This window comes from Stutzerimonas stutzeri (assembly GCF_051028275.1).
Lineage (GTDB): Bacteria > Pseudomonadota > Gammaproteobacteria > Pseudomonadales > Pseudomonadaceae > Stutzerimonas > Stutzerimonas stutzeri_AS.
Genome location: NZ_CP069269.1, coordinates 2884958 through 2898280 on the forward strand (window position 1 = coordinate 2884958; position 13323 = coordinate 2898280).

General features: G+C 58.3%; 15 protein-coding genes. 4 read left to right on the plus strand and 11 right to left on the minus strand.

The window, feature by feature from the left end; translation table 11 throughout:
- Positions 1-32: 32 nt before the first annotated feature.
- A complete protein-coding gene (tcdA, locus tag JQR87_RS13290) occupies positions 33-839 on the minus strand; it encodes a tRNA cyclic N6-threonylcarbamoyladenosine(37) synthase TcdA (protein ID WP_407296381.1) in 807 nt (268 codons plus the stop codon).
- 160 nt (positions 840-999) lie between these two features.
- On the opposite strand from tcdA, the gene dapE reads away from it, so the two are divergent.
- The 3 genes from dapE (at position 1000) to JQR87_RS13305 (ending at position 3439) form a co-directional block, all read left to right on the plus strand.
- On the plus strand, positions 1000-2148 hold the full coding sequence (gene dapE, locus JQR87_RS13295) for a succinyl-diaminopimelate desuccinylase (RefSeq protein WP_407296378.1): 1149 nt from the start codon (positions 1000-1002) through the stop codon (positions 2146-2148).
- Positions 2142-2945, plus strand: coding sequence for a putative RNA methyltransferase (locus JQR87_RS13300; RefSeq protein ID WP_407296375.1), 804 nt, complete (start codon positions 2142-2144; stop codon positions 2943-2945). Before dapE ends, JQR87_RS13300 begins: the two co-directional genes overlap by 7 nt.
- A 122-nt stretch (positions 2946-3067) precedes the next feature.
- Positions 3068-3439, plus strand: coding sequence for a hypothetical protein (locus tag JQR87_RS13305; protein WP_407296372.1), 372 nt, complete (start codon positions 3068-3070; stop codon positions 3437-3439).
- A gap of 110 nt (positions 3440-3549) precedes the next feature.
- On the opposite strand, the gene JQR87_RS13310 is transcribed toward JQR87_RS13305, so the two are convergent.
- The 3 genes from JQR87_RS13310 to JQR87_RS13320 all read right to left on the minus strand — a co-directional run bounded on the left by JQR87_RS13310 (position 3550) and on the right by JQR87_RS13320 (position 5525).
- A complete protein-coding gene (locus JQR87_RS13310; RefSeq protein WP_407296369.1) occupies positions 3550-4116 on the minus strand; it encodes a DUF1285 domain-containing protein in 567 nt (188 codons plus the stop codon).
- Positions 4117-4125: 9 nt separating this feature from the next.
- A complete protein-coding gene (locus tag JQR87_RS13315) occupies positions 4126-4728 on the minus strand; it encodes a DUF4823 domain-containing protein (protein ID WP_407296365.1) in 603 nt (200 codons plus the stop codon).
- A gap of 176 nt (positions 4729-4904) precedes the next feature.
- Positions 4905-5525, minus strand: a complete 621-nt coding sequence (locus JQR87_RS13320) for a TetR/AcrR family transcriptional regulator (RefSeq protein WP_045428807.1) — start codon at positions 5523-5525, stop codon at positions 4905-4907.
- A gap of 72 nt (positions 5526-5597) precedes the next feature.
- Between JQR87_RS13320 and JQR87_RS13325 the strand changes: the two genes are divergently transcribed.
- The gene (locus JQR87_RS13325) at positions 5598-6731 is read left to right on the plus strand and encodes an aminotransferase class V-fold PLP-dependent enzyme (protein WP_407296362.1); all 1134 of its coding nucleotides are present in this window, start codon (positions 5598-5600) and stop codon (positions 6729-6731) included.
- Between the two features lie 216 nt (positions 6732-6947).
- Here JQR87_RS13325 and JQR87_RS13330 read toward each other — a convergent pair whose 3' ends face one another.
- From JQR87_RS13330 to pabC, 7 genes are all read right to left on the minus strand, one after another.
- The gene (locus tag JQR87_RS13330) at positions 6948-8351 is read right to left on the minus strand and encodes an amino acid permease (protein WP_407296359.1); all 1404 of its coding nucleotides are present in this window, start codon (positions 8349-8351) and stop codon (positions 6948-6950) included.
- A 174-nt stretch (positions 8352-8525) separates the two neighbouring features.
- Complete coding sequence (locus tag JQR87_RS13335; protein ID WP_407296357.1) at positions 8526-9311, minus strand: TatD family hydrolase; 786 nt, start codon at positions 9309-9311, stop codon at positions 8526-8528.
- Between the two features lie 118 nt (positions 9312-9429).
- Positions 9430-9786, minus strand: a complete 357-nt coding sequence (locus tag JQR87_RS13340) for a PilZ domain-containing protein (protein ID WP_019342489.1) — start codon at positions 9784-9786, stop codon at positions 9430-9432.
- 31 nt (positions 9787-9817) lie between these two features.
- Positions 9818-10810 carry a DNA polymerase III subunit delta' gene (locus JQR87_RS13345; protein WP_407296352.1) on the minus strand — a complete coding sequence of 331 codons (993 nt, stop codon included), beginning with the start codon at positions 10808-10810 and terminating at the stop codon, positions 9818-9820.
- Positions 10803-11435: a dTMP kinase gene (tmk, locus tag JQR87_RS13350; RefSeq protein ID WP_407296349.1), complete on the minus strand. Its 633-nt coding sequence runs from the start codon at positions 11433-11435 to the stop codon at positions 10803-10805. Before tmk ends, JQR87_RS13345 begins: the two co-directional genes overlap by 8 nt.
- Entirely contained in the window at positions 11432-12511 is a 1080-nt protein-coding gene (mltG, locus tag JQR87_RS13355) for an endolytic transglycosylase MltG (RefSeq protein ID WP_407296346.1), read from the minus strand. The genes tmk and mltG overlap by 4 nt, the downstream gene beginning before the upstream one ends.
- Positions 12508-13323 carry an aminodeoxychorismate lyase gene (gene pabC, locus JQR87_RS13360; protein WP_407296343.1) on the minus strand — a complete coding sequence of 272 codons (816 nt, stop codon included), beginning with the start codon at positions 13321-13323 and terminating at the stop codon, positions 12508-12510. The genes mltG and pabC overlap by 4 nt, the downstream gene beginning before the upstream one ends.

A 13323-nucleotide genomic window follows, 5' to 3' on the forward strand; every position in this document is an offset into this window, starting at 1 on the left:
GGGCGATAGGTTGAGGCCGATCAGGAAAGGCTTCATTGCTGGGAGCGTTCCGCAGGCCGACGAGCTCCAGCGACCAGCTTGTCTACAGCCTTAGCCGCCGCGACCAGACCGAAACTGGCAGTCACCATCATTGACGCGCCGAACCCACCGGCACAATCGAGCTTTACCCCTTCGCCGACAAAGCTTTTGCTCTGGCATACCCCGCCATCCGGCTTGGGATAGCGCAGCTGTTCGGTGGAAAACACACAAGGTACGCTGTAGCTGCGCCCAGCAGTGCGGGAGAAGTTGTATTCGCGCCGTAGCAATGAGCGCACTTTCGCCGCGAGCGGGTCGTTGAAGGTCTTGTTCAGGTCGGTGACCTGAATTTGCGTAGGGTCCACCTGTCCGCCCGCGCCCCCAGTGGCGATGATCTGGATCTTTCGGCGTTTGCACCAGGCGATGAGCGCCGCCTTGGCCGGCACGCTGTCGATGCAATCAACGACGCAATCGAGCTGCTCGGTGATGTGATCGGCCATGGTTTCGCGGGTCACGAAGTCGGCCACGGCGTGGACCGCACACGCCGGGTTGATTGCTCTGATCCTCGCCGCCATCTCGTCCACCTTTGGCTTACCCACCGCGCCTTCTAGCGCATGCACCTGTCGATTGGTGTTGGTGATGCAAATGTCGTCCAGATCGAACAGGCTGATTTCACCGACGCCACTGCGAGCCAGCGCTTCGGCTGCCCAGGACCCGACTCCGCCGATACCGACCACCGCAACATGCGCCGCCGCCAATCGCTGCAGTCCCTCGGAACCGTATAGGCGAGCAATACCGCCGAAACGTTGGCCGTCGATAGACATGGCATACCTCTTACGAAATGTCTGCCGATTATAGCCCGAGTCTCTCGTCGTCCCAGCCAGGCATGCCTAGGCAGTTTGATACGAGGCTCTTTTCTGACCCGCTGCTGCCCTGCTTTTTAATTTAATATGGCGCCCTTTCCACGCCATGCTCGGAGCTGTGATGACTGCCGCTGCCCTCTCCCCGACACTTGAACTCGCCTGTGAGCTGATCAATCGGCCATCGGTCACTCCGTTGGATGAGGGCTGCCAGCAGCTGATGAGCGAGCGTCTTGCCGCCTGCGGCTTTGTCATCGAGCCAATGCACATCGAGGACGTTGAGAACTTCTGGGCACTTCGTGGCACCGACGGTCCGGTTTTGTGCTTCGCCGGTCACACCGATGTGGTCCCTACCGGCCCGCTGCAGGCATGGCAAAATCCTCCGTTCACGGCCCGGATCGATGATAAAGGCATGCTTCATGGCCGCGGCGCCGCCGATATGAAGGGCAGCCTGGCGTCGATGGTCGTGGCCGTGGAACGTTTTACCGCTGATTATCCAGACCACAAGGGCCAGATCGCTTTTCTCATAACCAGCGACGAGGAAGGACCTGCGCACTACGGCACAAAAGCTGTGGTAGAACGTTTACGGGAGCGGGGACAACGGCTGGACTGGTGCATAGTCGGTGAGCCGTCGAGTACCTCGCTTGTCGGTGACGTGGTCAAGAATGGCCGCCGTGGCTCGCTCGGCGGCACGCTTACAATTCGCGGCCAACAAGGCCATGTGGCTTACCCTCATCTCGCGAAAAACCCGATACATCTGGCAGCGCCGGCACTGGCCGAACTGGCCGCTGAACACTGGGACGATGGCAATGTCTTCTTCCCGCCAACAAGCTTCCAGATTTCTAACCTGAACGCCGGTACGGGCGCGACCAATGTCATTCCCGGTACGCTGGAAGCGGTGTTCAACTTCCGTTTCTCTACCGAATCCACAGTCGAAGGTCTGAAGCAACGCACCGCAGCGGTTCTCGACAAGCATGGCCTCGACTGGACGGTCGACTGGGCACTGTCCGGCCTGCCCTTCCTGACAGAACCGGGAGATTTGCTCAACGGTGTGGCGGCGGCAATCCGCAGCGTCACCGGCAGGGAGACCAAACCCTCTACGAGCGGTGGCACCTCGGATGGACGTTTCATCGCGACGCTGGGCACCCAGGTGGTCGAGCTGGGTCCGGTAAACGCGACGATTCACCAAGTGGATGAGCACATCCTTGCCAGCGACCTCGACGTACTCACCGAGATTTACTACCAGACCCTGGTCAACCTGCTCGCATGCTGATCTGTCCAATCTGCCAAGACGAGCTCAGCGCAGTGGATAACGGCGTCGTCTGCCCCGCCAATCACCGTTTCGATCGTGCTCGGCAGGGCTATATCAACCTGCTGCCGGTGCAGCACAAGAACAGCCGCGACCCGGGCGACAATCAAGCCATGGTCGAGGCGCGGCGCCGCTTTCTCGATGGGGGCCACTACGCCCCGCTGGCGGCGCGTCTGGCCCAGCTGGCAGCAGCGCGCATGCCGAAACGCTGGCTGGATATCGGATGCGGCGAGGGTTATTACACTGCGCAACTTGCTCAAGCACTGCCCGATGCAGACGGCTACGCGCTGGATATTTCCCGCGAAGCCGTCAAGCGCGCCTGCAAACGCGAGCCACAGGTGGACTGGCTGGTAGCAAGCATGGCCAGGGTACCGATGGCCGATGCCAGCTGCGATCTATTGGCCAGCGTGTTCAGCCCGCTGGACTGGAGCGAAGCACGGCGCCTACTCGCGCCCGGCGGCGGTCTACTGCGCATGGGCCCTACTCGCGAGCATTTGTGGGAACTCCGGGGGCTTCTGTACGACGAAATTCGTGACTACGACGATCAAAAACATCTGTCGCTTATCCCCGAAGGCATGCACCTCGCCCACAGCGAGACACTGTCCTTCGAGCTTCAACTCGATAACGCACAGGCCCGTGCCGATTTGCTGGCGATGACCCCGCACGGCTGGCGTGCGAGTGCAGAACGCCGCGCAGCGGTTGTTCAGGCCCCTTTGCAAGTGCGGGTTGCGATACGCTATGACTGGATTCAGCGAGACTGATCGGAACATTCAACGCGAATACGATATCGGCTTCGCATCGATTCAATGCGTCTGATGTAGCCAATGAAGCTACAACAGTCAACATTCAACCGGCTGCAACCTCAACCAAACAAGGCCATCCCATGCGTCAACCGGATATCGAAATTTACCTCAGGGACGCCAGCCAGGACGCCGTCACTGAATGGCTGAACCAGGCGGTCGGGCCCTGCTCCCCCTGGCAAGCCAAGGGTAATACCTTCAAGTGCAAGGCCGGCGACATTCCAGTGACCTGGCTCCCAAAAGCGGTTGGGAAGTGGCACAGTCTGCTCCTTGAAAGCGACTCGACGCCTTGGGCGGACGACACTGCTTGCGCCCGTGACGCCTATCAAGCACTTGGCGTGGAGATTCGTTGCGCGCCGGGCGGTTGGCAGGAAGAAGAATCGTTAGAAGAAGCCGACCGCTGGATCAGCATCAGCGAGCGCGGCGAAGCTGAAATTGTCTGGCGCACCGATTAACTATCGTTTGGCGCAGCGCACGCGATAGGGGTTCGTTTGGCAGTAGGACGCCAACCCTTACGGGGTACGACCGAAGGCAGAGTTGAGCAGCTTACCGCCCCAATATCGAACTACTCGGCACGGCCTATTGGGTAAAACTGGCCTCGGCTCCAGACCCCCAGCCAGTCGACCCCCTCGATCTCGCGCGGCACTGCCAATTCCACCAACTGATAGAACACGTTGCGATGGATCAGCGCTTCGAGGTTGGCTCGCACATGAATATAGGGTGCCGGTTCCTGAGTATCCGGGTCTAGCTCGACCCTTATGGGATGCTCGACTCCGGCTTCAGTTTCGTCGCCGACATTGGTCATAAAGCGGAGCACCTGAGCCTCGCCGCTTCCTTCTGCCAATAGCTCAACCGCTACGAAAGGCGCATCATCTACCTTGATGCCGACCTTCTCGACGGGAGTCACCAGAAAGTAGTCATCGCCGTCCTTGCGGATCACCGTAGAAAACAGTCGCACCATCGCAGGCCGTCCGATGGGCGTTCCCTGATAGAACCATTTGCCGTCGCGCGCAATTCGCATATCCAGATCGCCACAGAACGGCGGGTTCCACAGGTGTACCGGTGGCAAACCTTTTGCCTCGGTTTTGGGAATCTGACTCAACAGATTCTCAGCTTTTCCCGAATCGCTCATAGTGGCTCCTTAGCGGCCCAGGCCTATCAAGCGCCGTGCGTATTCTCGCAAGGGCGGCCCCAACAAAACCTGCGGCGTCGCGTCATAGATGTTTAGCAATCCGCCGCGGCTGCGAATACTTGCCGTATCGGCCAGATACCGATTGCCGGTCTCGATCAGCATCAACTGGACCACGCTGGTATCGACACCTAGTCGATCAAGCGCGCGCTGGTCATTGAACTCATCGAAGCTGCCAATACGGTCGTCCGCGGCGGCGAATCGCGTGTACAGCAAGTAATGGGCACCAGCGACTGCCGCCTGGTTCAATGCTTCGTCCAGCCCAACAGGTTGCGGAGCGCGCCGGACCAGCGGAAAGTATTGGACGAAGCTCTCGAAGGCCTCTTCAGCAACCACATTGGGGCGCGGATAAGCGCCACCCGGGGGAACGAAATGCCCTTGGGCTATGTAGATGAACGAATCGGGCTGGAGCCGCCAAGACGCGGACCTGACCGTCTCACTGTGGTCAAGGATGCCGGCGTCTCGAAGCTGATAGCGGGTGCCCTCAGCCATGTCGCTTACCTTCATGCAGCCGCTCAACACCAACATGGCCGCGATAAGGCTGAACATTTTCATCACTTGCTCCTGCTTGACGGAAAACCGACGATCAGCAAAGCAATGCAGCATACACGCCAGGTCGGTGCAGAGCATTCATAGGCAGCGCTACTACTCAGTCGCAAGTAGGGCTCAAGAGCAGCCACAGGGCGAACGCTAAGTCGATGAGTTGCCGAACGCTATCGCGTTCGGGCGGGCTAGTCGCGCTTGCGCTTGTTACCCATACGCACACCAATGTCCATCAGAAACTGAAAGAAGCCCTCTTGGTCTTCCAGCACATTGCTCCAGAAGGGAGAGTGGTACAGGGCGACAGCACCGTGGACCAGCGCCCAGGCAGCGCAGTAATGAAAGTAAGGAGGTACGTCTTCCAGCTTGCCTTCGGCGATGCGTCCTTTGATCAGCTGGGTCAAATGCTCGAAATTGGAGGCACGGATACGGTGAAGCTCCTCAACCATTTCCGGCACCTGATTTCCCTTGACGACCTTCTCCTCGAGGCGGTCGAACAGGCGGTAACGCTGAGGGTCGCCCATGCGAAACTCGAAGTAGGCACGCGAAAGCGCTTCCTTGTCCTGATCGAGGCTTGGCGAGTGGAGCAGCTCATTCAGGTCTCGCTCGTAGTCGAGCATGAGCCGCAAATAGATCTCAGCTTTGGATTTGAAGTGCTTGTAGATTGTGCCTTTGCCGATGCCCACCCTGTCAGCGATCATCTCGACGGTAACGCTGTCTTCCCCTTGCTCAAGGAATAGCTGGAGCGCCGTATCGAGAATTTCCTGTTCGCGGCGGCGAAATTCACGGACCTTACGGGATTCATTCTGCATAAGAGGCTGCGGTCGACAATTCGAAGCAGCAGATTATGCCCATTTAGTCAAAAAATGCACGGAAGATTGTCCATGAGTTCATTGAATGACGAATTTCCTCAAATCGAAGGATTGCGATACCTCAATCATGCGGCTGTCGCGCCCTGGCCACGCCGAGCAAGCGATGCGGTGGCGACGTTTGCTCAGCAGAACATGACGATCGGAGCCCGGGATTACCCGAAGTGGCTTACTGTCGAAACGCAACTGCGTAGCCGGCTGGCCAGACTGCTGAACGCGCCGACAGTGGCAGACATAGCCTTAGTCAAGAACACCTCGGAGGCCCTTTCGTTCGTCGCATTCGGGCTGGACTGGAAGCCGGGTGATCAGGTTGTGATCAGTGACGAGGAGTTTCCATCCAACCGCGTCGTATGGGAGGCACTGCGGCCCGCCGGCGTTCAGGTCATACAAGTCAGCCTAAAAGGGGACGACCCTGAGGGCGCCTTGCTGGCCGCGTGCGGTCCCAAGGTACGCTTGATGTCCATCAGTGCCGTGCAATACGCGAGCGGCCTGAGGCTCGATCTGGCTCGGCTCGGTGAAGGCTGCGAGCAACGAGATGTTCTGCTGTGCATCGATGCGATTCAACAACTGGGCGCACTGCCATTCGATGTACAGCAATACCGCTGTGCATTTGCCATGGCAGACGGGCACAAATGGCTACTGGGTCCCGAAGGACTGGGAGTGTTCTATTGCCGCAGTGACTTACGTGGCCAATTGAAGCTTCATGAATACGGCTGGCACATGCTCGAGCATGCGGGCGACTACGATCGCGATGACTGGCAACCCGCCTCTGATGCGAAACGATTCGAGTGCGGGAGCCCAAATCTGCTTGGCGCCATGGCCCTGAATGCGAGCCTGTCGCTCCTGGAAGAGGTAAGTATGGCCGCCGTCGGCAAAGCGCTGACCGAACGTATCGACCATTTCCATCGTGAGCTGGAGGCAATGCCGAATGTCGAGCTGTTAAGCCCGACCGATCCCGTCCGACGAGCAGGCATCGTCACATTCCGGATCAGGGGAACCGACAACTCCTCCTTGTTTCAACACCTCAAGTCGGAACAAGTCGTCTGTGCGCTTCGCGGGGGTGGCATCCGCCTCTCGCCACATTTTTATACGCGCGCTGAGGTGATCGAGCAAAGCTTGGCGGTGATTCGCGGATACCTTAAGAAGTGAGCGATCAACTCAAAGGTAACTATTCCAAATCTGTTTAAAAATGGCTGAAATCGCCCAGCACGGTCCGAAATCAGGACCAATACTTCTGACACTGGCCGCGCAATCCCCCCACTGCTCGGCCAGCTGAGGAAGCGAGGAACGTGACCTCATTACTCCTAATGGTCTTAACCCGGCTCCCCGTGACGCCGGGTTTTTTTTGCCAACAATTCATACGACTTACCTGGCTACCGCTCCGAATCGCCGACCGGAACGCCGGAGATAGAAGCAGCCCCAGATGAACAATATCCAGAACGGCATCGCAATGATCGAGGTCCGCAGCCCCGGCATTGACAGCATGATGAGCGCAATCATCGCTACGAACGCCAGGCACAAATAGTTGCTGAAGGGATACCAGAAAGCCTTGAAGGAAGGCTCAACGCCCTGCTCTTTCATCGCCTTGCGAAATTTCAGATGAGCGAGACTGATCATCGCCCAGTTGATGAGTAGGGCTGCGACTACCAACGACATGAGCAGCTCTAGGGCTGATTGGGGGAGCAGGTAGTTAACCACCACGCAAAGCATGGTCACCAGTGCAGACAGGGCGATGGCAAGTACTGGCACACCACGACGGTTCACCGTCATCAAGATTCTGGGCGCATCGCCCTGCTCGGCCAGCCCGTAGAGCATTCGACTGTTGCAATAGACACCGCTGTTGTACACCGAAAGGGCTGCAGTCAGAACAACGAAATTAAGGATATGCGCCGCGGTGTCGCTGCCGATCAGAGAGAAGATTTGCACGAACGGGCTGCTGCTGTAAGGGTCACCAGCCGAACCTAACGTTTCCAGCAGACTGTCCCATGGATAAAGCGCCAGCAGCACACTTAACGCGCCGATATAGAAGATCAAGATACGGTAGACAACTTGGTTGATCGCTTGGGGGATGACGGTTTTCGGATCAGATGCTTCGGCAGCGGTAATCCCTACCAACTCCAAGCCGCCAAACGAAAACATGATGATCGCCAACGCCATGACCATCCCGCTGATCCCGTTAGGGAAAAACCCGCCGTGACTCCAGAGATTACCGATACTGGCTTGCTCGCCTCCCTCGCCGCTCAGGAGCAGGTAGAGACCCAGCGCGATCATGCCGACAATGGCACCCACCTTGACGATGGCAAACCAGAACTCCGTCTCTCCAAACGCCCTGACGTTGACCAGATTGATCAGGTTAATCAACACGAAAAATATCGCTGCGGTAGCCCAGGTCGGAACCTCAGGCCACCAGAACTGGACGTATTTGCCGACGGCGGTGAGTTCGGCCATGCCCACCAACACGTAAAGTACCCAGTAGTTCCAGCCTGAAAGGAAGCCTGCATAGGGTGCCCAATATTTGTGAGCGAAATGGCTGAAAGATCCGGCAACGGGCTCCTCGACGATCATCTCGCCAAGCTGCCGCATGATCAGAAACGCGATCAGCCCGCCAATGGCATAGCCGAGAATCATCGACGGACCCGCGCTGCGAAGCACGCCGGCGGATCCAAGAAATAGCCCCGTCCCAATCGCCCCGCCGAGGGCGATCAACTGGATGTGGCGGTTCTTCAGGCCGCGCTGAAGCGGCCCGGTATGCAGCGTATCGCTGGACATGGCGTCACCTTACTGGGCTGACGATGAAAGAAGGGTTCACCCGACTGCGCCATGGCATCCGACGAACGCTTGTACAGGTATGCCATTGATCTGGCATGAACATAAATCGGCGCGGATTGTACACGTATCGAGCGTATTGCCTGGCATACGCACGATACGGCGGCACCAAGCGCTTCAGTTTTTTATGCGCGCCAAGGGGAAAAGGCGCTTGAAGTTGGCGGTAGTCTGTTCCGCCAGAATCTCGAAATCGACGCCCCGCAACTCGGCGAGGTACTCAGCAACTTCGCGCACGTATTGCGGCAGGTTCGGTTTCCCGCGGTGGGGAATGGGAGCCAGGTAGGGCGAGTCGGTCTCGACAAGCAAGCGATCCGCAGGCACACGTCGTGCGACATCCCGAAGCGCATCGGCGTTGCGAAAGGTGACGATTCCGGACAGCGAGATATAAAAGCCGAGATCCAGCGCTGCTTTCGCCATTTCCCAGTCTTCGGTAAAGCAGTGCAGGACACCGGCCTGTGGCAATGAAGCCTCACGAAGCAATTCCAACGTGTCGGCACGAGCCGCTCGGGTATGAACGATCACGGGCTTGCCGCATATCCGGGCGGCTTCGAGATGCAGGCGAAAGGACCGTTGCTGCACATCCGCAGCTTCAGGTTCATAGTGATAATCCAGCCCAGTTTCGCCGATAGCCACTACACCGGGCCCGTCCAGCTCCTTGAGCAACCAGTCCAACGCGGGTTCCGCGCCAGGCTCCAGATCCAGCGGGTGCACCCCTACCGAACAATCGACGTCGTCGTAGCGTTGCGCAATGGCCTTCACGGCTGCGGTATTGTCGGCGCTGACGCCTATGCAGAGAAAATGCCCTACGCCGCGCTGACGAGCGGCATCCAGCGCTGCATCGAGGGATCCCTCGTGCATAGCGAGATCGAGACGATCGAGATGGCAATGCGAGTCGACCAGCATGAAAAGTATCCGAACCGAAAACGCGCCATTGTAGAACAGCTACCAATGGCCGTCAGGTCTGGCCGAAACTGGAAGTGAATTAAGGGAAGCTAAACCAACAACAATTAGTTGGATAGGTTTACATGGTGTGCGTCGGCCGGTCGGATTTCATCGCGCCAGCCAAGTAGGTCTCGATCTTGTTACGAGCAGTGGAATCGCCTTCGTTGAACTGCACGCCGACACCAGCTGCCCGATTGCCTTGAGCGCCTTTTGGCGTAATCCAGACCACCTTACCAGCGACCGGGATCTTTTCCGGCTCGTCCATCAGGCTGAGCAGCATGAACACTTCGTCGCCGAGCTTATAGCTCTTGTTGGTTGGAATGAACAAACCGCCATGTTTGATAAAAGGCATGAACGCCGCGTAAAGCACCGACTTGTCCTTGATCGTCAAAGACAAGATGCCGTTACGCGGACCGAGGTTTGCAGGTAGGCTCATGCGGTATTCCTAACAACTGTTCCGATGGATTCTAGCCTGGCCCGGGTAAGCTTGCCCACTGCACCAGAAGCGCTTCGAGAAGCAAGACACGGTTAAGGTTGGCTTTGCCCAGTACTTTCTGGCGGTGGGCGAGCAACCAGTCCTGCACCGACAACAACCGCTCGGGCGAGGACTTCTCTGCAAGGTACTGGATGACCTTCTGCATATCGGCAGCGCCAAGCCCTCTTTCATCACCGGTCATCTGAAAGCGCAATATCAGATGGGCCCACTCAGAAAACCAGTCGAACAGAAGAATCAGTGAAAGCGGATTCCAAGCCTCAGCAAGTTGGCTAGGGGATTGCTGTCGTTTGAGCAGCTTCTTGACCCCATCGACCACCTGCGCTCGCATATCCAGCACACCAGCGCCGTGCAGTTTGAGTGCTGCGAGCGGCGAGTTCGCTGCCAGTGCGAGGAGTTCCTCTCGGTGTTCAGCCGATATATCAGGAAGCTTTGCGGCCAGCCACTCGAGGCTCTGCTGGCGCCCTGGCAAGGGACAGCGTTGCTGCACACAGCGACTCTTGATCGTCGGCAGCAACCGGCTCGGTTGGTGGCTAATGAGTAACAAAACGGTATCGCCCGCCGGCTCTTCAAGGCTTTTGAGCAACGCATTGGCAGCGTTAAGGTTCATGGCCTCGGCCGGCTCGAGCAGAACGACCTTACGCCCTCCTAGCTGCGCGGTCTGAGTAACAAAGCCTACCAGCTGGCGAACCTGATCCACCTTGATGGCTTTGTCGGCCTCCTCCGGCTCCAGAATGTAATGGTCTGGATGGGTATGAGCTGCCAGTAACTGGCACCCTTTGCAGGTTCCACATGCATTCAGCGCCACTGGCCGCTGACACAGGAGAAACGCCATGAGCTGTTCAGCTAAGGCCCGCTTGCCGATACCGACGGGGCCGTGCAACAGGTATGCGTGGGCATGCTGCTGCCGCCCAGCCAAGATCTGCCAGAGATCTGCCTGCCACGGGAGAACGCCACCTTCAGCCAAGAGCACGCTCCAACAACTCTGGCAAAAGACCGTCCAGTTCGCGCTGCACCGCCGTAAGCGCCTGAGCTGCGTCGACGACACGATATCGCTGCGGATCTTGCCGGGCACGATCGAGATAGGCAGTGCGAACCGCTTGGAAGAACCCGAGTCCCTCCTGCTCGAACCGATCAAGGCGCCCACGCGCAGCAGCGCGGCTCAGACCGACCTCTACGGGCAAGTCGAAAATCAGGGTTAGATCCGGCCGCATCTCGCCCTGCACAAAGCTTTCCAGCTGTTCGATGCGCTCAGTAGAGAGGCCGCGCCCACCACCCTGATACGCATAGGTGGCATCGGTGAAGCGGTCACAAAGCACCACCGCGCCACGCCCTAGTGCGGGCCGGATAACTTGAGCAAGATGCTGCGCGCGCGCCGCAAACACCAGCAGCAGCTCCGTATCGCTGCTCATCGGCTCGTCTGCCGGTGCCAGCAGCAGCTCACGAATATGCTCAGCCAATGGCGTCCCACCGGGTTCTCGCGTCAGTACGACGTCTAGTCCATGGTCGCGGAGACGCTGCGCAAGGTACTCGCGGTTGGTGCTTTTGCCAGCTCCTTCCGGCCCTTCCAGGGTGATGAAAACTCCGGTCATTGGGCATTCTCGATTGGCGCCGGCGCCGGCGCTGGCCGAGGCGAAGGCGGCGGACTGGAACGATAGTCGGCGCGGCGCTTGAGTTGATATTCACGCACCGCGCGGTTGTGCTCGCTCAACGAGTCACTGAACTGATGACTACCGTCACCCCGCGCAACGAAGTAGAGGCTTTTGCCTTCAACCGGATGGAGGGCAGCATGGATGGCCTCCCGACCCACCATGGCGATCGGAGTCGGTGGCAAGCCACTGTTCGTGTAGGTGTTGTAGGGGGTCGGTCTGCGCAAATCGCCACGGGTGATTCGCCCCCTATATTGCTCACCCATGCCGTAAATGACAGTCGGGTCCGTCTGCAGGAGCATGCCTCGCTCTAGACGACGTACGAATACGCCTGCGATCTCCCCGCGTTCGGAAGGCACACCGGTTTCCTTTTCGATGATGGAAGCCATGATGAGGGCCTCATACGGGTCTCGATAGGGTAAGCCCTCGCTGCGCTGTTGCCATTCCTCCGCCAGCACAGTCTCCAGCCGCTCGTAGGCGCGCCGAAGCAATTCGAGGTCAGTGACGCCTCGGGTAAAGCTGTAGGTGTCGGGAAAGAAGCGTCCCTCGGGATGCAAACCCGCCTGACCGAGACGCTGCATGATCTGCTCGTCAGTCAGCCCAACGAGCGTTTGTTGGACCGTCGCGAGTGCTTCCAGCGCGGCACGTACCTGCCGGAAGTTCCAGCCTTCGACGATTGTCAGGGTATGTTGAACGACTTCGCCGCGCTGCCAGAGCCCAATCAGGTCGCGCGCCGTCATCTCTGGCCTTAGTTGATATTCGCCGCTATGCAACGTTTGCCCGGCAAGTTTCATTCGCCAGTGCAGCCGCAACCACAACGAGTCACTGAGCGTCCCATCCCGCTCCAGTCGTTGAAACAGGCCGCTGGGCGTGTCCCCGGGCTGCACTTCAAGCGTTTGCGCCTCATCGAGCTGCAACGGCTGCTCCAATGCCGAATGAAGTTTCCACGAGACCACACCAAGCGCCAGCGCGGCGGCCAACACCACGCCAAAGAATGCAAAAGACAGTTTTCGAATCACATGTTGCTCGACAGATCAGCCACCAGACACTGGAGTTTACGTGTGAGCGCCCCTACGGGCCATACACTGGTTTCCAATTGCCGCACAGGCCAGACTCCGTAAATGCTGTTGCAAACGAACACTTCGTCAGCATCATGCAGCTGGTCGAGCGAGATATCTGCTACCTGGGTCGATACACCTGCCTGCCGCGCACGTTCAAGCAGCTCCTCGCGCATCACACCTGCAACCCCGCATCGCTCGAGGCACGGAGTGATCAGCTTGTTTGACTCAACGATGAAGAGATTGCTGAATACGCCCTCGATCACCCGCCCAGAGGTGTCGAGCATCAAGCCTTCAGCAAAGGCTGGGTCCTGCCATTCTGCACGCGCAAGCACTTGTTCCAGCCGATTGAGATGCTTTATCCCGGCCAGAATCGGTTGCTCGGCTAGACGCGTAGTGCATGGATAGAGACGAATGCCCTGTTCAGCATGCGTTTCGGGATAGCCCGGCAGCGGCGACCCCGTGAGGAGGATGCGAGGCTGGCATGGGTCAGGCAGAGCATAGCCTCTCTTTCCGTCGCCACGACTGACGATAAGCTTGGCTACACCTTCTCCAAGCTCAGCACTGAAATTATGCAGCTGATCACGTATGGCTTCGAGATCACAAGGAATCGCAAGGCGTTGGCAGCCAAGCATCAGACGACGCAAATGCCGGTCCAGCAGTTCGGGCTGGCCCTCTATGACTTTGATGGTTTCAAACAGACCATCGCCATACGCCAACCCGCGATCATGAACGGACAACTCTACTGAGGGTTGCCCGTTCACCCAGCTCAA